The 22,257-nt window shown below is 39.5% G+C and carries 21 protein-coding genes and 2 tRNA genes; 13 read left to right on the top strand and 10 right to left on the bottom strand.

Translation table 25 applies throughout. The annotated features are described in order from the left end of the window. A complete protein-coding gene (locus PHY14_04715; GenBank protein MDD2694198.1) occupies positions 1-1,164 on the bottom strand; it encodes an S-adenosylmethionine:tRNA ribosyltransferase-isomerase in 1,164 nt (387 codons plus the stop codon). A gap of 103 nt (positions 1,165-1,267) precedes the next feature. Between PHY14_04715 and PHY14_04710 the strand changes: the two genes are divergently transcribed. Further along, positions 1,268-2,686 (top strand): tetratricopeptide repeat protein, encoded by a 1,419-nt coding sequence (locus PHY14_04710; GenBank protein MDD2694197.1) that lies wholly within the window; start codon positions 1,268-1,270, stop codon positions 2,684-2,686. Positions 2,687-2,703: 17 nt separating this feature from the next. Next, complete coding sequence (locus PHY14_04705; GenBank protein MDD2694196.1) at positions 2,704-3,918, top strand: aminotransferase class V-fold PLP-dependent enzyme; 1,215 nt, start codon at positions 2,704-2,706, stop codon at positions 3,916-3,918. Positions 3,919-4,286: 368 nt separating this feature from the next. On the opposite strand, the gene PHY14_04700 is transcribed toward PHY14_04705, so the two are convergent. The 4 genes from PHY14_04700 to secG all read right to left on the bottom strand — a co-directional run bounded on the left by PHY14_04700 (position 4,287) and on the right by secG (position 8,206). Then, entirely contained in the window at positions 4,287-4,688 is a 402-nt protein-coding gene (locus PHY14_04700) for an iron-sulfur cluster assembly scaffold protein (protein MDD2694195.1), read from the bottom strand. Positions 4,689-4,781: 93 nt separating this feature from the next. Continuing rightward, positions 4,782-5,768, bottom strand: coding sequence for a hypothetical protein (locus tag PHY14_04695; protein MDD2694194.1), 987 nt, complete (start codon positions 5,766-5,768; stop codon positions 4,782-4,784). Between the two features lie 30 nt (positions 5,769-5,798). Then, on the bottom strand, positions 5,799-7,979 hold the full coding sequence (locus tag PHY14_04690; GenBank protein ID MDD2694193.1) for an ABC transporter substrate-binding protein: 2,181 nt from the start codon (positions 7,977-7,979) through the stop codon (positions 5,799-5,801). Positions 7,980-7,999: 20 nt separating this feature from the next. Further along, positions 8,000-8,206 carry a preprotein translocase subunit SecG gene (gene secG, locus PHY14_04685; GenBank protein ID MDD2694192.1) on the bottom strand — a complete coding sequence of 69 codons (207 nt, stop codon included), beginning with the start codon at positions 8,204-8,206 and terminating at the stop codon, positions 8,000-8,002. Positions 8,207-8,315: 109 nt separating this feature from the next. On the opposite strand from secG, the gene PHY14_04680 reads away from it, so the two are divergent. The 8 genes from PHY14_04680 (at position 8,316) to PHY14_04645 (ending at position 14,882) form a co-directional block, all read left to right on the top strand. After that, a complete protein-coding gene (locus tag PHY14_04680) occupies positions 8,316-8,708 on the top strand; it encodes a hypothetical protein (GenBank protein ID MDD2694191.1) in 393 nt (130 codons plus the stop codon). A 16-nt stretch (positions 8,709-8,724) separates the two neighbouring features. After that, on the top strand, positions 8,725-9,063 hold the full coding sequence (locus tag PHY14_04675) for a hypothetical protein (GenBank protein ID MDD2694190.1): 339 nt from the start codon (positions 8,725-8,727) through the stop codon (positions 9,061-9,063). Between the two features lie 10 nt (positions 9,064-9,073). Beyond that, positions 9,074-9,418, top strand: coding sequence for a hypothetical protein (locus PHY14_04670; GenBank protein MDD2694189.1), 345 nt, complete (start codon positions 9,074-9,076; stop codon positions 9,416-9,418). A 5-nt stretch (positions 9,419-9,423) separates the two neighbouring features. Beyond that, positions 9,424-9,843, top strand: coding sequence for a pilin (locus PHY14_04665; protein MDD2694188.1), 420 nt, complete (start codon positions 9,424-9,426; stop codon positions 9,841-9,843). 46 nt (positions 9,844-9,889) lie between these two features. After that, positions 9,890-10,531: a hypothetical protein gene (locus PHY14_04660; protein MDD2694187.1), complete on the top strand. Its 642-nt coding sequence runs from the start codon at positions 9,890-9,892 to the stop codon at positions 10,529-10,531. Positions 10,532-10,735: 204 nt separating this feature from the next. Beyond that, entirely contained in the window at positions 10,736-11,965 is a 1,230-nt protein-coding gene (locus tag PHY14_04655) for a hypothetical protein (protein MDD2694186.1), read from the top strand. Positions 11,966-12,111: 146 nt separating this feature from the next. Then, a complete protein-coding gene (locus PHY14_04650; protein MDD2694185.1) occupies positions 12,112-13,977 on the top strand; it encodes a ribonuclease J in 1,866 nt (621 codons plus the stop codon). Between the two features lie 290 nt (positions 13,978-14,267). After that, the gene (locus tag PHY14_04645) at positions 14,268-14,882 is read left to right on the top strand and encodes a hypothetical protein (GenBank protein MDD2694184.1); all 615 of its coding nucleotides are present in this window, start codon (positions 14,268-14,270) and stop codon (positions 14,880-14,882) included. A gap of 98 nt (positions 14,883-14,980) precedes the next feature. On the opposite strand, the gene PHY14_04640 is transcribed toward PHY14_04645, so the two are convergent. The 4 genes from PHY14_04640 to PHY14_04625 form a co-directional block, all read right to left on the bottom strand. Beyond that, positions 14,981-15,169 (bottom strand): hypothetical protein, encoded by a 189-nt coding sequence (locus PHY14_04640; GenBank protein MDD2694183.1) that lies wholly within the window; start codon positions 15,167-15,169, stop codon positions 14,981-14,983. Between the two features lie 103 nt (positions 15,170-15,272). After that, complete coding sequence (locus PHY14_04635; GenBank protein ID MDD2694182.1) at positions 15,273-15,863, bottom strand: prepilin-type N-terminal cleavage/methylation domain-containing protein; 591 nt, start codon at positions 15,861-15,863, stop codon at positions 15,273-15,275. 215 nt (positions 15,864-16,078) lie between these two features. Beyond that, positions 16,079-16,585, bottom strand: coding sequence for a prepilin-type N-terminal cleavage/methylation domain-containing protein (locus PHY14_04630; GenBank protein ID MDD2694181.1), 507 nt, complete (start codon positions 16,583-16,585; stop codon positions 16,079-16,081). A gap of 319 nt (positions 16,586-16,904) precedes the next feature. Beyond that, on the bottom strand, positions 16,905-18,596 hold the full coding sequence (locus PHY14_04625) for a tRNA uridine(34) 5-carboxymethylaminomethyl modification radical SAM/GNAT enzyme Elp3 (protein MDD2694180.1): 1,692 nt from the start codon (positions 18,594-18,596) through the stop codon (positions 16,905-16,907). A 120-nt stretch (positions 18,597-18,716) separates the two neighbouring features. On the opposite strand from PHY14_04625, the gene PHY14_04620 reads away from it, so the two are divergent. The 3 genes from PHY14_04620 to PHY14_04610 all read left to right on the top strand — a co-directional run bounded on the left by PHY14_04620 (position 18,717) and on the right by PHY14_04610 (position 19,323). Beyond that, positions 18,717-18,795, top strand: a tRNA-Gly gene (locus tag PHY14_04620). 48 nt (positions 18,796-18,843) lie between these two features. Beyond that, entirely contained in the window at positions 18,844-19,182 is a 339-nt protein-coding gene (locus tag PHY14_04615) for a hypothetical protein (protein MDD2694179.1), read from the top strand. Between the two features lie 63 nt (positions 19,183-19,245). Beyond that, a tRNA-Arg gene (locus tag PHY14_04610) sits at positions 19,246-19,323 on the top strand. A 2,069-nt stretch (positions 19,324-21,392) separates the two neighbouring features. On the opposite strand, the gene PHY14_04605 is transcribed toward PHY14_04610, so the two are convergent. Further along, positions 21,393-22,145 (bottom strand): zinc ribbon domain-containing protein, encoded by a 753-nt coding sequence (locus tag PHY14_04605; GenBank protein ID MDD2694178.1) that lies wholly within the window; start codon positions 22,143-22,145, stop codon positions 21,393-21,395. Positions 22,146-22,257 lie beyond the last annotated feature (112 nt).

Raw genomic sequence — 22,257 nt, 5'->3', positions numbered from 1 at the left:
TTATTTTCATCGTATATATATGCCATCCCCGAAACTAAAAAATCGGTATTTTTCGTGGATTGCATGCCGATAGAGTTTTTCTCTGTTTTCTTTTCCTGCAAAAGCACTGACAAGAACGAGAAGTGATGATTCTGGAAGATGGAAATTCGTGATGAGTTCATCAACCACCTGGAATTGATAACCAGGAGTAATATAGATAGAAGTTGAGAAATTCAAGATTCAAGATTCAAGATTCAAGATAATCGAATCAATCCAATGGTTTGATGGAATAGATGAAGAAAGAGTATCCCAGTATTGAGTAGTCTCAGTATCGAAAATTTCTTTTGCTTCGAGATCCAGAGATTGCCAGAGAGAAGGAAGCGATTCCAGTGTCCGACAGACCGTTGTTCCGACGGCAATGAGTTTTCTACCTTGTTTCTTATAGGATGCGATTTTCTCGAAAAGTACGAGTTCAATCTCGATTGTTTCCTGATGAATCTGATATTCACGAATATCTTCGACATCAATTCCCTTGAATGTCCCAAGACCGACATGGAGCGTCACATACTCTTTGGGAATATGAATTTTCTCGAGCAATTCCTGAGTGAAATGCAACGATGCGGTTGGTGCCGCGACAGAACCATTCTTGTCAGCGAAACTCGTTTGGTAGTCTTTCTCTTTTTCTTTTGTATATTCGATATACGGAGGCAATGGCAGTTCACCATATTTCTCCATCAGATACTCGATAGAGACTCCATGAGCTCGCAATATTCTCCCCGATTCAGAGACAGCGACAACTTCGATTTCTCACTCTGGAAAAAGGATACGGGTTCAAATGCGAAATTTCGCTCCAGGTCGAACGAGCGCTTCGAACGTGTCTCCAGGAAGTTTCTGACAGAAAAGAATTTCTCCATCCGTGATAGTTCCTGAAGTTCCATCTGGTCGCAATATTTCCCTATTATTGAGAGGAATTCGAGCAGGAAGGACGCGTGAATTATTGAAAAAAAGAACGCGATCATTTTCGAGAATCTTCGCCAAATCCAAAAATATTCATTCATGTTCGATATTTCCTGATTTTTTATCGACTACAATAAGTCGAGCGTCATGATGTGGATGCGTTGCTTCCTGAGCGATGAGTTCAGATGGTAGCTCGTAGTGATAGGATTTGAGATCGAAAAGAGACATGATAAAAATTTATTTTGGCGAAGTATACGACAATTGCCTCTATTGACAATCTTTTCTCCGAAATTCTCTTGGGCTTTTAGAGCTTTTTGATATCATCAGACACATGATTCGTGCCTTCATTTTTTGCATATCTGTCTTGTTTCTTTCATGATGTATTTTTTCAGAAAATGGAAATACAGATATTTCGACCACTTCATGAGAAAAAGTTATCCAATCCTACCAGGAATCCCTCGATCCTGATACACGAGTTGAGCTCGCCAAGAAACGAAAAAGCTATATATCCGGTATCCGGAAATGAGACTACTATTCACTGAGAAATAATCCTGATGAAGCCCTCGCATATTATCTTCAGGTTGCAGAAAAACTCCCAAAAGATCAAGTAGTGAGAAAAAAGATTGCACATGTGTATTTCCTCGAGAAAAACTGGAAAGCAGCGTATGAAAACTATGTTCAAGTTCCGATTGCTGAACTCTCATCCGATGAACAAAAAGAAATGTTCCAATCGCTTTTCTTCGATGAGTCTCAGATGGACCGAGTCGGAGAAGTTGTGAGATTTTCGATGGGAACAGGAACACAAGAATATTATCGAGTCATAGATGTGTGTTATACAGGAATTCATAACTGTGTTGTGACGATCAATGAATATAGTGGTAGTTCTTCAGCATTGCACGATCTCCAGACTACGATTTCTGGAGCAACAATAATCAGTCCGGATTTCCAATATCGCAATCTCACCCTCGCCGCGAAACTCTATGAACAAGGAATGTATGGCGCGAGTTCTCGCATTGCTGATGAGATTCTCAGTGTGCGTCCTGATTATATGGAGGCGATGAAGATTCTTGGATTTTCTCAGTATGAGCTCGGGAAGTATCAGGATGCGAAAAAAACACTGCTGGCTTATCTCGAAAAGAATCCGCAAGATCTCGAATCTGTCGTACGAATAGGCGAAGTATATGGTCAACTGGGAGATATAGTTGCATCGAATCTTTCTCTCAATAATGCGATCCTCGGTGGATATACACCAAAAACAGATCTCGAGCGTCGACTGGCATATAACTATTCTCTTCTCGGTGATACGACTGCTCTGATGCGTGTCATGAACTATCTCCTTCAGGAAGAAGATGTGAAAGAAGATGATTATGCAGTGAGTGTGTCGCTCGCTCTGTCCGAATGAGATCTGACACGTGCACGAACATGGTCGGAGGATGGACTGAAGAAATTCAAAAATTCATCCATGCTCACACCACTCTATATCGAGTCACTCCGACTCGTAGGAGATCATGATGCAGCCCAGATGGTTCTAGAGAATTCTGATCCAGAAAAAGCCTCAGAAAACCCGAATTTTCTCCTCCAAAAAGGAATTCTCCTATTCGATGCAAAAAAATACGATGATGCAAAAAAAATATTCGAATCCCTCTTAGAATTCGAAGAATGGCCTACGATCATAGAAGAAGCAAGAGCATATCTCATATCCATCGATTCACTTTCGACCAGTTCTGGAAGTGTTTTCTGGGGATTCTAAACTTTATATTTTCTTCTATGTTTCGTTCTGATTTTCCGATTTTCCAGACACATCCTGATCTCGTTTTTCTCGATTCTGCTTCGAGTGCTCAGAAACCCGCAAAGGTGATTGATGTTCTTTCGACATATTTTTCGACGAATTATGCGAACATCCATCGTGGAGCCTATGATCTCTCTATGGAGAGCTCGCTTCTCTATGAGCGTGCGAAAAAAGCGGTTGCAAAGAAACTTCATGCCGACTCTGATGCTGAGATTGTTTTCACGTACAATGCGACGTATGCTTTCAATCTTCTCTCTCGAGGGCTCGTGAAATCAGGAATGCTCCAGAAAGGTGATGTTGTACTTCTTTCGAAAGTAGAACATCATGCGAATGTGGTGCCTTGGCAGATTCTCGCAGAAGAATATGGAATCATTATCGAATGGGTGAATCTCCATGCTGATGGAACGATTGATTATGGAGATCTTGCATCGAAAATCCCTCATGCGAAAGTTGTTTCTCTCACGGGCGCTTCGAATGTGACAGGAGAGGTGTTGGATTTGGATAAGGTACAGGAGATAATTCAAAATTCAAAATTCAAAATTCAAAATCAATGATTCTTTATCCTCGATGGTTCACAACGATTTCCTCATATGGAGACCGATGTGAAGAAATATGGAATCGATTTCTTCGTAGGAACAGGACACAAAGTGATGTCTGATACGGGTATCGGATTTTTCTACGGACGAAAAGAACTTCTGAAAGTGATGAATCCCGCATTCTGTGGCGGTGGCGCCATCAATAGTGTCACACTCGAATGATATGAGCCAGCAGGACTCCCATTCCGTCATGAACCAGGAACTCCCCATATTGCTGGCGCGGTTTCTCTTCTTGCAGCGATTGAATATATCGACAGTATTGGTGGATTCGAAGTGGTTGAGAAATACGAGCAAGAACTCACAGAATATATGCTCGAGCAAGTGAAAAAACTTCCATCTTCTGTGAAGCTTCTTGGCTCGCATGAGTCAATCAATCGTCTCGGAGTATTCTCTTTCACTTTCGCGAACCATCATCCGAATGATGTCGCAGAGATGCTTGCAGACGCGAATATCTGTGTCCGTTCTGGACATCACTGTACCGAGCCATTCCATCAGACTATGGGGATTCCTGCAAGTTTGCGTGCGAGTTTCTATATCTACAATACGAGAGAGGATGTGGATAAGTTTATCGGAACTCTATCTGATATCGTCAGCTAAATTCGAAAATGTTCGGGTATACCATATGTAATAAAAAATCTTCACTATATGTATGAATGGATATTTATATATAGAATATTATAATTCAATATATGTTTGACTTATCAAGTGATATGTATATATTCCATTCGTCATTCTGTCAGCGTGTACGATAGGAGACATTCCCCGTAGCTCAGTGGTAGAGCACTAGTATTCTCTTGCATCATCCTGAAACTCGGGTGGTGACAAGTCGGATGAGAAAGTCTTGTTCCGTAACGGAAAACGTCCAGCCAATAGAGTGGATAACGGAAATGGCTTTGCTAGGGTCGGTGGTTCGAATCCATCCGGGGAAGCCCAATTCAAAAGCCTACATTCGTGCAGGCTTTTTTCTATACAACTATATCACTAAAATCCTCCACTTTCCCATCTTGCAAGAATTCATGAATAGCATTTTTTATGGCGAGGATTCCTATAAGAGAAGCATATCGACGGCGTGGCGATATATCAGTTCCGATGTTCTCATGGACGAAGGATTCACCCAGTGTGAGGATATCGTCGAGTTTCCATCATTCGAGTATTTCGCCCGTGATGGCGACGCAGGCAGTGGCGACGATCGACATATATCCATCGAACATGAACTGTCGAAGTTCGCCATCCTCGATGACGAGAAATACCTCGACAACATCAGCACAGACGCGGTTATGTTCCCTATAGCGAATTGTCGCATTTTCGAGAATTCATTTATTGGGAGGGTTTTGAGAGTATTCGATGATGAGATCCTGAGAAGACATTATGAGAGATGAGAGATGAGAGATGAGAGATGAGAGATGAGAGATGAGAGATGAGAGAAATCTTATAGTTTATAACTTATATCTTATCGTTCTTTAGTGGTGCCCATGGTTATCGTGGGGGGTATCGTGTGAATAATGCGAAGCGTGTTCATCATGTCCTCCATGTGAATCATGATGACCATGGCCATTTTCTTCATCTTCCTTTTTGCAGAGCATATACGCTTCGTACCAAGTTGCTTCGATGAAGATTTCGAGCGTCGAATTCAGATGGACAATGACGATGAAAAATATGAGACTGATGATGCCAAATATCGAGAGAAAAATAAGCTTCAGACTCATAATCGTGAAGAACGCAATAATCGCTGAAGCGATAAATGGAAATACGAGAAAGAAAATTCACACAAAAATTGTTCTCAAATACAGAAGAATCATCGTATAGTAGAGCTGGAGCGTGATACCAATATTTCGAACTGCCATTCCGGTAGATGCAGAAAGCGCCGCAATCGTTCCTTTTCCTTCGAAAATAATAAAATATTTCGTATACGAAAAACACATATTCAAGAAAAACGAAAATATGAGATATATGAGCATTACCCAAGAAATGGGGGTAAAATACTCTTTCCCGAAGATACGAAGAAGAAAAATATAAAACGTGATAATCGCAAGCGGACGAAATATAGTGACAACATTGTGTGCCTCAAAGAGTGGGAGAAAGTGTTGAAATCCATCAAAAATTCCCTGAAATGTACGATGAAACTTCTTCCCGTCACTTTTTCTATAGGAATGAATCATCTCGACGATTCCTCATTCTGTGAGCGGTGCGAGGAACATATAGAGGACAAAAACGACTGCAATGGTCACGACTACTTCGGTAAAATAATCATTATGAACAAATTGGATGAGTGCTTCAAAGAACTGATCTTTCTTGTGAAAAACAATAACGTAGGTAAAAACAGCTTGATATACAAGAATAAGAAAAAGCCAGAGCATTCCGATCAAAGACGGAAGGAAATTGAGTTTCTTGAGAGAATGGAATTTGGTGATGAGTTCCCATGCAGAGAGCACTATAGATTCTTTCATAAGAGATGATAATGTGAGAAAGAAGCTAACTTAGTTCGAAAATGCTTTATGAAAAACCCATACTATGAAGTTGGAGATTGACTTCCCTTCTGTCTGGATCAGATACGTATCCTTGATGCTCGCAGTGGCGAGTACCGTATGCAGTGTTGAAATATCTTGAAATGTATCAATATATTTTACTCCTTTGAGATTCTTATCGATATAAAGTGTATGAAGTGGGCTCGATAAAGAAAGAAAAAATCCTTCTGATTGCATGTAATCAAGAATCTTTTGTTCGATTTTTTCTGTTTCTTCTCTGATAGATGCGACTCGTAATTCAGCAAATAATGAATCAAGAGTTTTACTTTCAATCTTGGCAAAGTTGATTCCATTTTTTGCCTCACTCGAGAGAAATACTTGACCAATACGAGAAAGTCGTCCACTCGCTTCGAAGGGAATAATGATAAAATCATAATCCTTCTTGCCCGAAGAAAGCATGGACTGAATATCTTTCGTAGAGAGAGGAACAAGCGTACTCTTGATACTCAGATCCTGAAGTGCAGTACTGACATATCATGCATATGTCTGGAGAGAAAGAGGATCATCTTTATAGGCAATTTTTACCTCGAATGGTTCTCCCTTTTTGTTATAGTAATAACGTGGATCGAGACTCTTGAGTCGTGTCCTTTCTGTTTCTATTGCTTGTTGTCTTGCTGCAACTTTATCGGAACTATTGAGTACCGCGAGATATTCATTATCGACTTTTTCCTTCATGGAGTTGAGAACCTGACTATCCCGAGAAAAATAAATCGTCAAAGAATCTTGTGCTGTCCTGTTTCCATCTCCATCTCCGAGCTCGAGAATATACTCATTTTTCCCTTCTATGAGATTTTTTCTCTCGAGACTCACCCGATAATTGAAACTCGTACTTCCTTCTGAATATTCTCGAAGTTGATAATTATTAATATAGACATTTTTGGTTGTGCTTGGTATTTTCCCAGAGAGGAGAAATTCACCCGTCGCAACTTCAGAAAAATATATTTTTTTATTCGTTGGCGCTGTGAAATATTTGGTATTTCCATAATCGATACTTGCTCCTGTGAGAAATCCTGTTTGCTGATTGAGTGCTGCTATCTGTGTATCCGGTTTCGTGTATCCTAGTGCTCGCATCACATCACTGAGATTTTTCTCGAGCTTTATAGGACTCGTTGTGCCTGTCTGGAGAGAAAAAATATTTTGCACAGGGCGCTCACTGGAATCAATCTTTCCCGAGAAACTCTCAGCAATTTTACCATAGAGTTGTCGTCGCATCTCTGTCGAGAGTGTATCAGTATTCGCAAAAAGTCCGATATATTCATACATAGCATACACATATGGATCAAACCTCGGTCCCAAGAGAATTTTCTCACTCTTGACTGGAGGAATGATGATACTAAGATTATCCGTACTGCGTTCGAGAGATGCAAGATCAGGGAAAAAGAGAAAATGGTATTTATCAAGCCATCATTCTCCTCCATTTTTCTCATCACGTTCGATAGTGACACGATCATATCCATGCTCCGTATCCTTTTTTTTCTCACTGAATTTATAAGAACCAGAAGTGATATATCCCTCTTGTCCGATTCTGCCTGTTTTTATACGCTCGAGCATATCGCTTCGCACAATCGGATACATCAAAAAATCGAGAATAAGTGAATTTTTTTCTTTTGCTGTGATGGTTATTTTTCCTGAATCGGAAGAGACAAAACTCACACTCTTCAGAAATACTCACATCTTGCTCGTATCTGCATTGGCTCGAAACGCCTGATATGTGGCAATGACATCTTCTACCTGAATGGGCGTTCCATCAGACCAATATTGATTTTTTTTGAGTTCGCAGACAATTTTCGAGAGATCACGAATGTCACATGTTCCAATATCTCCTTGATATTCACCTTTTTTGGCATCGTAGGTGATGAGTGATCGAAACAGAAATTTCAGTATGAGATCATGGTATTTATTTTTCGTATAATCGATAGGATTCGGAATTGCTGGAGCTTCCCCAACTAGTCCAATATTGATACTTCATCCGCTTACTCACATAGATACCCCACCTTCATACACATACACTCCAATAAGGTGTACTAGAAAAATAAGTCCAATGATGGGTGCAAAAAGGAATCCTTTTTTGCGGATTTCATTATAGTTCAGAGTCATAGAAAAAGAAATGAGCGCATGATCCGAAACTATCATACACTCAATCTAGGAAATGATTATCCAATAAAGTATGCAATAAGCGCTGTCACGATAAATGCAATAATAATGCCCATAGTGATATTGTGTAATATCTTTTCTGGACCACGGCGTTCGAACTTCCCGAAATCGTTGGAATTCGGAATAATAGAAAGTCCAGAACCTTTCGCTTGCATCATCACGAGAAGAATCACAATCACAGAAAGAAGAGAGAGAATGTATGTCATAAAAATGAGAGTAAAAATCGGGCGTATAATATGAAATTCTCAGCTTTTTGCAAATTTTTGGCTTTTTTCGTATTATCTGATATGATTACTTTGTATCAAATTTTTTATTATGTTTCGAATCTACTTTTTCCTTGTTGCCGTATTTGCCCCAGTACTACACAGCTTTGCAGATAATGATCTCACGAGTTCCGATTTTACTATTTCTGCTCAGGACATGGATCCTATGCGGATCGGTGGTGGTGGATATGCCGGCGGTGGACTCCAAGGGACGGGTGCAATATTATTTATTCTCGGTCAGATTTCCAATATCCTACTCATCGCAGTTCCGCTAATTGCTGGTGTATCGCTTGTAATTGCGGGATATTATTATATATTCTCTAGTGGTGATTCTGAGAAGGCGAGCAAGGCAAAAACTATTATCAAATGGAATATTATTGCCATGATTGTCGCATTTCTCTCTTATGGTCTCGTCAGCATGGTTCTTTATATCATGAACATCTAATTCATAATTTTCGCCCATGTACAAGATTTTTTCATTCATTCTTGCCCTTTTGCTTACATCGAGCGCTTTCGCATATGAACTTGTCTCTCCGAGTGATATGATACAACCATCTACAACCGATGAGAGTTACGCTATCACACTTCTTTCGAATGTTATTGCTTATGCGATAGGTATAGCATCGGTTCTCGGGGTAATCGGGATAACATGGTGAGGCATTCAGATGATGCTCTCAGCGGGAGATGACGAGAAAATGAAAAAGGCTCGACATATACTTATTTATTCTTTGATTTGAGTTCTTGTCGCAGGAATGGCATTTGGTGTTGTTCAGATCCTCAGTAATGTTCGCATTGGTTAATATTTTTTCTATGAAATATCTTTTTTTTCTTCTTTTTATTCTTCCCATTCGCATCTTCGCGGAAGTATCTACTACAGGAGTCAATCCATCGAGTGATATTTGGGCTGGTGAGAGTGGAAATGGCTGGACTCTAGAAATGGTTCTCTCCTATATAGAAAAGGTTCTTGTCCGCTGAGCTGTTCCCTTGATCATCACGGGTGTTACACTCTATATTGGGTACCAACTCATGACAGCCGAATGAGATGAGGAAAAAATGAAAAAAGCCTTTAAATCACTCACATATGGTGCAATCGGATTGATTGCTATAGCATGTGCTTATACTTTTGTTGTTATTATTTCTGGATTATCTCTCTAGTTATTATGAAAAAAATTCTTCTCATTATCACATTTCTTTTTACTGGTTTTTGCAATTTTGTATTTTTCCCTGCTTTTACTCATGCAGCATACTGTAGTGTAGATTCATCGAATGCTGTAGAATTTCTACAGAGCTGTGGGAGTGATACTATCGGTGTAGATCCATCCCAATGAGATGATGTGGAATGAATCCGTGATCGTGTAACTGTTATCGTGGAACGAGCAATTGCTCTTGGCGCGGTATTTGCGATTGCATTTCTCGTATGGGCTGGTATCCAGTATACGACAGCTTATGGTGATGATGAGAAGTTGAAACACGCAAAATCTACGGCAATTTATGCAATAGCTGGACTGATACTGATTCTAGCTGCATTTGGTTTGATCGACATATTCATTGGCTTTATCAATCAATTTCTTTCTCTATAAATTCATGGTTCTACGAGGAATCTTCCTCATCTGTGCGAGCTTTTCCTTGATTTTCCCACTATATGCGGGTGAAGGATATGTAGTGAATACTCTTTGAACCCAGTACAATCTCGATGCACGAAAAAAAATCATAGAAGAAGTCCTGAATTCCAATGAACTCTGATTCGAGTACAATTCCCTCTCAGTAGTCATAGATACGAATCAGAAGGAACCGCGAGGAAAAATACAATGACGATCAATCACTCTTTCTTCTTCTATACTTCGGGATGGTGAGTTCCTGAAGCTGTTGGTTCATGAACTCTGACACTATGTAGATATCTACACCCTTGCTGGTTATTCAGATCCTTCGAATATATTCTATCGAATCAGTTGGCAAAATAAAACAACCAAGAAATCAGGCGAAACGCTGTCGAATTTTGTTTCTGGATATGCATCAACCAATAAGTATGAGGACTTTGCGGAATCATTTGTTTTTTATATTTTTCATAATCGTGACTTTGCGGATCGTGCTATGAAGAATGATTCCCTCAGACGAAAATATCTCTTCTTTTCGCAATATGTATTCACAAAGGGAGAATTCGTGGACACCGATTATCGCATCGGGAAGATTCCGAACTATCTGTGGGATACAACAAAAGTTCCAATCTCAGTACAAAAATATTTGTATTCCCTACAAGAATCTATATAATCCTTCCAATTCTTCTGGTCGATATATCTCTGCGAAATGATTTTCTTAGAGATTTGTCGATCAAATCCAGAGTTTTATATAACAACTATACTTACTGAACGATTCTTTCTTTGCATTGTTTTCGTTTGTGTTCTGGGTTTGTGACATTTCTGGCATTGCCAGTCGTAGTTTCTACGAATTTTTATCTATTTTTCCGTCCATTCTATGTGACATATTTTTGGTGATACTGATGATATCACTTTCTGAGGTGGTTCGTCTGCGCCGCAATCTTCTGAGGCAAAAAAGCCATTTTTTCCGCGCAATCATGAAAATGCAAGAAATGATACTTCTCGTGTGCAGAAGCCATTTCCTCAAAAAAAACCGAGTCCTTCAAGGGCAAGTCAATCAGTAACGCCGCCTCGCGAGATAGAAGGAGGACTCAAAAAACTGATCGAATCAATGAAGCCATCATTTTTCCCACAAGGATGAGATCAGTCGCTTCGCCTCACAGTTCTCTCGAATGTGAAACATACTGATCCATTCATGATTGTTCGTGGAGGAGAGGGAACACTTCTTTTTGGAACTGGATTTTCGGAGATTTTCTCGAGCGGCAAAACGTACAAATCTTTTCCGGATATGCGACTTCCATATAGTGAGAAAGATCGTCTTATCGGATGGGTACTTCTCACTCCAGAATTTGATATTGAAGTTTTCCAAATAGTTCTCGATGCACTTGGTTTTCCTCATGTATATGCTACGAGAGATGTTATTGCATATATTCGCAGCAATGTGAAAGATATAGATTTTCTCGATAAATGTCGATTCTTTGAGATTTTTTCTCCAGGAATGAATGACAGAAAAGTAGGAGAATTTCTGTTCGAAAATCGTGATGGTGGGATGATAGTTTCTCTCGATGGAGATGGAATATTTCTTCCTGCATCTTCGAAAAATAGTACTCATCCACAATTTTTCTCACTTTTTCCAGAAGGTGAATCATTCGTTCTTCATGGTGCGAAGAATTTCACATTCACTCCTGGTGAAATTGTCGATATTTCTCGAAAGAATATCTCGAAAAATACGCTCAAATTCACGTTCGATACATTCTATATCGATAAAAATTCTGTTGGAGTCGAGGCGGGATATACGCTCAAGGATCGCGAACTGCTCGCGGAAAATGGAGTTTTGACTTTTGTGATCGAAGAAGATATTCATGCGAGAGCTATTGTTGGGCATATTTTCATCGATTCTCGCGGATTCGTCCATGCTCAGGAGATGATGATGGTACACAAAGAAGTGCTCAAGTGAATCCGACATACCTATGAACAGACGATTCTCGCAAATCAGAAAATCGAACGTGCTGAACTCGTTCAGATTCTTCGTCGTGAACTCACGAAATACTGTTACCTTCTCACGGGACGTACTCCTGTCGTGATGCCGATTATTATCGAACGATAGAAAAAGAAAAGGGAATGTTTTTGTCATGCCGTAGACATCCCTTTCACAATAATTTTATGAGAATAGTATCCTTTTTCTCATAAGCAAATAAAAAAGCGATTCCTTCGCTTTGCTACGGAATGACAATTTCTTAACCAATATTTATTATGCGAAACAAACGCTTTCAAAGCAATACGGGAGCTTCTCCAAAAGAGAAATGAGCTCCACGAAGCTTTTTCGATTCTGGAAAGAAAATCCAGAGCAATATCCGTCCTGGAGATTCTTTCATCTTCGAGGATTCCTATAAGGCAAAACGCTCTTATCCATTTCTCACTCCGGTTCAAGCACTCAAGAAGTTCCTCGGACAACACGAAGAGAAAGTAAAACCACTTCAGAAAGAAACACTTCGTGTCATACCATTCGGTGGTACGGAACAAGTGGGTCTCAACTGTATGGGATTCGAGTATGAAGATGAGATGATTATCATAGATATGGGACTCCAGTTTCCTGATCAGTATCAATACGGTATAAACTCTTCTATTCCTGATCTCACGTATTGTCGTGGGAAAAAAGTTGTCGGTGCATGTATCACACACGGACATATCGATCATATCGGATGAGTGTACTTTCTCATGGAACAACTCGGCCGTTCAACTCCACTCTACGCGACAGCTATGGCCTACGAGCTTATCAAACTCAAGCAAGGAGATATGGGTGCGACACTTCCGAATCTTCGTGAATATGTTCGCTATCAACCGATTCAGCTCGGGAAACATTTTCAGATCACTCCATTCGTTGTAGATCATTCGATTCCTGATTCTGTTGGGCTTCTCATCGAGACTCCTGTTGGACGATTCGTTCATACAGGGGACTGGAAGTTCGATCGTACACCACTTCCGAATCGCCCATCGACGAACTTCGAATATCTCGAAACGATTGGGAATCGCGGAGTTCGTGCTCTTTTTTCTGATTCGACAAATGCTCATCTTCTCGGTTCTTCTATCTCTGAATCTGAGGTGGTTCATTCTATCGAGGATATTTTCGAGAAAGCGCCAGGTCGTGTCATTACGGCGACATTTTCTTCGATTATCGATCGCGTGATGCTCATCATCTCAACTGCAGAGAAATACAATCGCAAGGTCGTGCTTCTCGGTCGTTCGATGAATAACTATATCGACATCGCCATCAAGCTCGGATACGTGCGACCAAAGCCAGGAACTATCATTTCTATGGAAGATGCGGCGAAACTTCCAGACAAGGATATCACTATCTGTTGTACGGGTGCTCAGGGCGAGCGTTATGCGGCTCTCATGCGCATCGTCACAGGAGAATCTCGTGATACAACACTCAAGTCAGATGATACGATTATCTTCTCTTCTTCAGTCATTCCAGGGAATGAACGTGCGGTACAAGGACTTTTCGATCTTATTACCCAACAAGGTCCGAAGATTCACCACTACAAGGAATCAGAAGTCCATGCTGGTGGACATGCTCGCGAAGAGGATACAAAAAAGATGATCAATCTCATTCGTCCGGAATACTATGTGCCAATCTACGGATTCCCACATATGCTTCGTGGAAATGCTCGCAATGCGTATGAACTCGGATATGCGAAAGATAAAGTCGTCATTCTCAAGAATGGGAAAATCCTCGAATTCACGAAAGATTCCATCCGTGAGACGGATGAATACGCGTCACACAAGCTCATCACGGTCGATGGTCGCATGGTAGGATATAGTGCAGAGAAAGAACTTCATGATCGTTTCCAGATTTCTTCTCAGGGAGTGCTGGTAATCGGTATTGTGAAGAAAAATTCTGGTTTCGCTATCAAGTATCAGACCGTCGGACTTCCTCCTGTCGACAAGGTTCCGAATCTCGAGAAATCCCTCGATACCGCGATCAAGGATATTCTCAAGGATCTCTCTCGATTCAAGGATGCAGATTCATTCGTTTCTCATGTCGAACGCAAGGTCTGTGACCTCTGTCTCTATGAGATAGGGAAAGAGCCGAAGGTGGTGGTGATAGTACAGTAATAAATTCACAAGTTGACAAATAATAATATTCAATAATATATGAGTATTATTATTTTTTTGTATGAATCACAATCAATTCAAAATATTGAATGTTGTTAGTCAAAATACCGTAGTGGATATTTTGTGATACAGTCTACTATCATGGCTGGCTGATAGTTCGACACTAAAGAAAATTAGAACTTTGCACGCAAAAATAAAATGAAGGTAACTATCAAAAAAATCTCTACTATTTTCTTTTGCGAAAGATTAAAACTCATGCTATACTTCCATAATATTCAGATTCCTTTCGTATGATAAAGAAAGATACCCTCGTTGCTTATACAAAAGGTGAAATCCAACCAACCGATATTGCCCACAGACAGGAAAAACTTCTTGGTTCCAATTGTCGTGCTGTTGTACTTATGAACTTTATAGAAGATGGTCGGGCAATCAGGGTTTTAGTAAAGAAGTCCAGACTTGGTTCTGAGAAATTAGAGGAAGTTAGAGAAGAGTATAGAAAACTCCGTCATTATCTGGGTGACATTGTTCCCATGCAAGCCTTTGTGAGTGAGAAACCTTGAGAGATAGAATGAACTCATGAATTGATAACAGCATTTTGTTCACCCGTCACAATAGCATATGATGTTTTCTGATCAGAACAAAATTTTGAATTCTTAGTTAGAGAATTGGAATATAATCATGATTTACAAAATGATATTGACTTATTTATATGTGGGTATAGATCCTTAAAAAAAGAATGATTTACCATAGATTTATACGGTGATGAGAATCTTATTGTAACGAGAGACTGAAGACTGAAATATATTGACTCTTTTGACATTAATATGACTGGAAGAAAGGCTTTTCAATGAAACTCAGAATCAAGATTTCAGAAACTCAAAACATTAGGAACATTGAATAAATAAATTGTAAAAGAACAAAAAGTCCTCTGTACATCGCACTTTGCTATAGATATTCAGCTTTTCACAGAAAATCCCTTCCGAAAATAGAAGGGATTTTGTTTTTAGTGATGTCCGCCATGCCCATGTCCGCCGCCTCCGCCTCAGTGGAGAGCATCTTTCATTGGTGCAGCTCCGCTGGCGATTCCGAAGAAACTGCCAATCATTCCTGAGATTCCGAGGTCAATAGTAGACTTGCTTCCGCCTCCATGATCTCCTTTTCCATGGTCATCATGACCGTGTCCTCCTGACATATGTATATATGGTTATGAAATAACTGGTATAATTTATCACAAAAAATAATATTGTCAATTCAGATTTATCGTGTAAATAACTCTCTTATGGAATCGTCTTTCTCTAATGTAGTCTCGTTACAACATACAGTTGATCGGAAGCCGTTGGTGGAACAGTTCCTTTTTTTGTATCATCCTGGAACTTCAATGGATTCAGAAGATCTGAGCCTGTACCATAATTGGCACTGGTACGAATCTCCAGACGTGCAGCTATAAGGGCTGCCTGTTTCCCACCTCCATAATCGAGTCGACTATACACATAAGATCATGGAAGACTGCACGGAGGAACAACAACAGTCTGATCTGGATCACGTGGAGGAGGTGTGGTATCAATAGTGAGAGCACTGAATTTTCCAGCATTTCCGAGAGCTGCGATATCTCATCGTGTAGGCAGTTCTGAGAGACAATAGCCAGAAGCAGTAGGGCTTCCTCATGCTCCATACACAGAAGGAAATGTATCAAAATTCTTATCAAATGTCTCAAGAACATTCGAATACTGAAGCATATTCGCTACGCGTTTCGTGTCACGAGAACGCTTCATATAGGGCTGGAATCACATATAGAGTCAGACGAATAATACTCCGAGGATCATCACCACAACCATAACCTCTACGAGAGTAAATCATCACTTATTTCGATTCGAGGAGAAAAACATAGAGGAAAGAAAAAATATAAAACAAAGTTCATGCAAAAAGATACATGTCTTCTGAAAAAACTCGAGTGAATTATAGTAAAATTTTCATATCTAAAAATAAAATACTAGTGACAAATTCTATATATAGTTTATAAATAAAAAATGCAAATATGCTCTTTCTTGGAAAATAAAAAAAGTACCCTCCTTCTGGAAAGTACTTTTGTCGATATAGCTCACTAGTTCGACATGATGAAACCAGAACCAGTACCCTTCTCGAATGAGAACTGAGTTGCAACAGCAAAGTTTCCAATATATGCGGTTGCAACACCTCCAGTGTTTCCTCCATTCTGGTTCTCGAGAACCGCGGTGAGAGTAAATGCTGGGGCTCCAGCCATAGTACCAGAACCATATCCATATCCAGCTTTTGGAGCAAGTCCACATCCATTATTACGAGATGTATTAACAGGATCTACAGGAACTCCCTTTGGCATATAGACAGTATCAAGTCCTGTAGAACCAGAATTGACACAGTTGTTAGCTCCAGCTCTTGGATATTCTTCTTTGTCAGAAAAATATGCACCAAGTGCAGTAGAGATATCCTTCAAATTCGAAGTACGAGCAGCGTCACGAGAACGCTTGAGGTAATTCGTCATTGACGGGAAGAGAGCAGCAGCAAGGATACCGATAATCGCGATTACGATCATGAGTTCAACGAGAGTAAAACCACGAGTAGAAAGTCTCATAGAGGAAAAGTGAAAGAAATAAAAGACGAGCGTATTATACAGGTTTTGTGACAAAAAAAAGGGGAAATATGAAGACATTTTTCTTTGTATATGTATAATACGTGAAGAAGATAGCAGATATTTTTCTTTATGTCAAATGATTAATTACAAAACATTATTTTGTCAATGTATCAGTAATTACGAGTAAATAGAGAAGTTCTGGAAGTGGGAAGTTAATTTGTAAGTACAATATCTGAGTATACTGGATATTCTCTGCAAAAAGACGAAATATTTTTCGGCACTTGTATTCAATACATTCCCCTCTATACAACCTATAGTATTATAAATATTTCATCATATATTCCCCTTCGAGTGAATATCCATGTTTCTCATAATACTGACGTACTCCTACTCATGAGATCACTGCCAATTTCTGGATCTCCGGATACTTTTCTCGAACAATTCTCTCCATCTCTTGCATCATACGACGACCGAATCCCATATGTTGACCGGTTCCATCTGCACGTGCACCAAGAGCAAGCTGATCTCCAAAAACATGCACTTCGCGTACAATAGCAGTGTTTTCTAACACTGTGAGAAAGTGTTTTTCTCCTGTGAAATACTGTGATGAAATACGAAGTCGTGCCAATCCAAATATCGTTCTATCTTCCGGATCAATGAACTGAAGAAAATATTCATGTCCTCCGCTTGCTTCGTAGAATTGAATGTCCAATATTGCATTTATTGGATTATTCTCTTTTGCCCGGATTTCTCGCGCAGAAATATCATGACGATAAAGTCAGCGCGCAATCATGCTAGCTTCGGTAATCTGACGGAGATTCGCAACCTTCGATCCTGCGAGAATCTGACCCGCTGGAATATCCCGATACATGCGATTGAGTCGGACATACTCAGGAATCATTGTCTGGAGTTCCGCCATCAGTGGAATCAGAGTCGCATCATCATATGGCTCAAATTCTCATCTTTTCCAGATTTCTTCCAGTTCAGAATGTGGAGTGACAACAAGAGGATACATCTTGAGTTCATCCGGACGAAAATCAGGATTCGAAAATACGGCTTGCATAGATTCCCTATCAAGCTCTGGTGTTGCACCAAGAAGTCCAGGCATCATATGAGCCACGACCTTGAATCCTGCGTCTTTGAGAAGTCTCGTGGCACGAATGGACTCCTTATTTCCATGTCCGCGTCTATTCATCTCGTTGATACTGTCGATCGTTGTCTGGTATCCTATCTCCACGCGAGTCACTCCATAGCGACGCAATCGAATGATCTCTTCCTCGTCAATCCAGTCCGGACGCGTCTCGATGGCAATCCCGATCACACGACTCTCTGCTGTTTGATTTCGCGTTTTTGCCTCTTCAAGCGTTTTCGATGGAACCCATTCGGAATCACTATTATCTATCGAAGCGGCGAATGGTGAATCTTTATTTTCTCGAACTAATTTTTTGTTTTTCTGATATTGGAATGCGGTATGAGCATCATAAATATTCCGGATAAAATCCTCCTGATACTCTCGTGGATACACACTCCAAGTTCCTCCAATAATGCGCACATCGCATTTCGTGATCGCATTCCCTGTCATAGTGAGTGACTGGAGACGATTCTGCACCTGACGAAATGGGTCAAATTGATTCAGTTCCGCACGCTGAACGGCAGGCTCATCTGTGATATAACTCTTTGGGAGATTGTCATAGGTCGGACAATAGATGCACTTACCTGGACATCACCAGAACTTCGTCAGAAGCGAAATCACTGAAACGCCAGAAAGTGAGCGGATCGCACGTTTGCGAAGCACTTTTCGAACGCGCAAAATATCTTCATGAGTTCCATCATCGATAAGTTCTTGGTATCGTGAAATAAGCTCAATCGCAGTGGGAGCTGTTTCTTTCTTGTATTTCGCGAGAATCGTATTCTTCAGTCGGTGGAAGTCATCCTTTGTCACTATCGTTTCATCAGAAATAAGAGCCAAGAGAATCTCGTCGAGAAGTTGTATATCAGAATGTGAAGTCATGGCACCACTATAAAAAAGATTTTTGAAAACGAAAGAGATTTTTGACTTTTGTACTGTATTTTATATACTGCCCGTGCTCTGCATTGTACATTTTTTCTATGTAATTATGCATTATCTCATGCGGGGGTAACATAAAAGAGTGAGTGTACTAAGGCTTCAACCCTTGGGTGTGACGGTTCGAACCCGTTTCCCCGCTCCATACTTCGCTATCGCGAAATTCAAAATTCATAATTCAAAATTCATAATTATGGCGAATAGCCATTGACTCTCTGCACGTCTCGTAAAAAAACAGGCTGCCGCTCGTAAACTCTCGAAAGGGAAGAAAAAGGCGGCCCTTGTCTATACGGGAAATGAGAACAAACAATCACGATTCAATCTCTCCTACAAAAAAAGAACTCGATACTACCAAAATAAAGAAGCATTCCCAAAGAAGAAACTCCCAACCAAAAATATTGATCAACTTATCGAAATGGGAATCATCGATGAACGCGGATTTTTCAAGAAAGGAAAGAAGAAAAACTACATCACAAAATCCATGACGGATATGAAAGGATTCGACTTCTATGGTATGCCGAGGAGTGAATAATAGAGCCTGGCAAGAAAATAAATTTGATTTTTCAGAAAAAAATATAGAATGCGCCCGTCATATGCAGCCATAGCTCAGTTGGATTAGAGCGCCTCCCTGCGAAGGAGGAGGTCGCAGGTTCGAGCCCTGCTGGTTGCACCATTTCACATTTTTACAATTTCTAGATTTTCTAGACCCTCAAAGAGCTTTACTTTAAGCTCTTTTTTGGTAGTTAGTGTAAGTTCGTGTGATACGAGTTGGATGAGTTGACGGATCTCATCACGAGAATCCTGATAATCCGCTTCGGATAGCACCTTACTTGCAAGTTCGTGTAAATCTTTGAGTATTTCGGGAAGTCTAACAAGGTATTGCTCAAAATCACTACTTTCAGAAAGGTCTTGAATTTGTATTTCCAACGCCTTGATTTGCTCTTGTGTAGATTCTTTCATAGCATTTGCCACACTTGCATCATATCAAAGACGGAAAGCTTTAAGGTCAATCTCATTTTTTTCTTTCTCCAGTAATGTTTTTTGTTCTGTTAATTTTTCTATTTCTGCTTCTTGTTTTTTCTTTTCCTGAACCATCTCTTCTTTTGTAACAGCTTTACGCAATGTTGCATAAGCACCTTTCTTTTTTGCTAAAGATTCTCGCACTCAAGCTATCATATCTTCATAAAACTCTTGTCCCTCAGGATCGAGTCAGGAGTCCTTCATTACATTTTGCTCAAGGTAATTGATAGCTTTGTTCTGTTTTTCTATAGAGTCAGAAAAGAATACCTCCTTACTATATGTTTGTTCTTGTTTTACCTTCTCAATATATTCTTCTATGCTCTTCGCTTGAAAATCATATATGCTTTTCCCTGTGGTGGCATACATATCACGATACCATTCGTTGATTTCATTTAGGAATTCGGTTACCTCTTTCTTTTTCAGTGAATGCACATATTGTTCGTGATCTCTGAGATCTACTCATCAGTAGAGTTGGTAACAAATATCAAGAACCTTTGGAATAGCTTGATCTAGGAATTCCTTTACTAATTTGGTCTCCATAAGGCTTATCGACTTTCTCTTTCCATTCTCTCAAGGTATTTCAGTTTGATAAGCATTATATTTCTTTTTGGCTTTATAGAGAGATAATAGTTTACCTGTCTCCAATCTGAGAATTCAAGGAGCTATATGCTCTTTTTGTAATTCTCAGAAACCAAACCCTCTTTTTTTGATATTATTATTTGCCATCTCCCAAAGATCACGATCGATAGGGGGTTTTCTTTCCCAGAAATTGATCTTATTAAAAATTGTTCCTGTTTTCTTTTCAGTATATTCGCCAATATAGACAGTATTACTAATTATTGTTTCCACAATATTTTTTGTTGATACATTAATATTTGCATATTTCTTCAGATATTTGCATATTTCCTTAGCTGTTCTTCATTTTGCTTTCATCTCAAAAGCTTGCTTAATAAAAGGCATTTTCTCATTCTGCCTGAGCAAGGTTGGCTCGTTTCTTTTTACTCATCATTCTCAATTCAGACCCACTTTTGATAGACCGTGTGGTGGTTTTCTCGGAAATTCTCCTTTATCCAGTTTCCTAAGTGTACCCTGAAAGCAAATCTTTCCATTTCTAATTGAGAAAAGGTAGTTATTGAACAATTCCGTTTTTATCTTCTCTTTATCACTCTTATCATTCCATTCTTCTATTTCATAGTCTCGAAAGAAGAAAATACTTTTTATCTTTTTAGGAGTTTTATTGTCTCAAAATATTCTATTTGTAATGCTTAAACTATCAGTTTCATTCCTAGATAATCGAGCACTATCTCGACATAAGATAATGCATCAGCCATTGCTTTTGTCTATATCGCTCATCATTCTCTCAAACTCTTTCCTTGTCTTATTTTCAAAGCCACTTTTCGATTCAATATATGTGTTTACGTCGGCAATATTGATTCACAACTCTTTTGTGATACGATCGATCATCTCCTCTTGTTGGATAAGAGAATTTCCTTGTTCTTCTTTTGTTGTACTCCTTCGCATATAGGCGAAGATTGGTTTCTGGAACTGTTGTGGAATTTTATTACTCATTTTGACGGCTTTATGAGATAAAAAATCTTTGTAATCTCTTTTCCCACTACCACCTGCCGTCAAGAAGGCAATAGGGGAAAAAGAAGCTACAAAGAAATAAGTTGACGGCTTTGGATTGTAGGAATTGGCTTTATTTTCTAGACATAATGATAGTTAGTTGCTGATAATTTGCAAGATAACAACCCCGACAGATAAGATTACTCATCCTATCATTAGTATCTTGTTTTTTCCTTCATAAAATCTCTCTCCAGTAACACTTCCACTTCTTCCAAAGAGGTATACGGGAGTTATAGCAATATTGATAAGTGGAAATATATTATAAATTACAGAAGTTCCTGCACTTACATTTCCGAGATCTTTTCACCGTTTTATTGCAAGGAATAATATCTCTACAGCAAATAGGATAAAAATAGGCGTATAGGATGTTCCAGAAATGTATGTTTCTTTTAGAAAGGATATTGTAACTCCTATTGCGATGAGAAATAAGATAAACTCCCATCTTTTTATTGGCGACCCTAGACGAAAGAAATCTCAGAAAGATCTACCTTTATCGTGCCCTTCTTTTTTAAGAAGCATTTCTACCGAATAGAAAAAGAAGGCAATCTCGGGAAGTACAAGAAGCGAAAGAAATAAGGCACTTCCGAAACTTCATCCGAACTTATCAATTCCTTCTAGAGTATAGAAAAAAGGAAGGGATGTTATAATGATGAAAAGAGTATTTCTTCCTCGTTTGAGGATATTATGATTCAGAATCTGAGATCCCTTTTCTGCGATTGGTTTTATAAGTTCTTTCGTTTCATCTACTTTTCTTTTTCTCATCTCTACTTTATCCAACCATTCGCCACAGTGTTTACACTTTATGGCTTTATCTTGAATTTCTTCTCCGCAATATGGACAGGTTTTCATAGGAATAAATGGTAATGAAGTAAATCACTACCAGAATGTCGTCCTGGCAAACAAAAAGGGCAACCGAAGGCTCTTATGTTCGCCAGAACAAGTACTTTCTCTGCATTAGCAC

Source organism: Candidatus Gracilibacteria bacterium (assembly GCA_028687475.1).
Taxonomy (GTDB): Bacteria; Patescibacteriota; Gracilibacteria; order BD1-5; family UBA2023; genus STC-74.
This window is presented reverse-complemented; position numbering and strand designations above follow the sequence as displayed.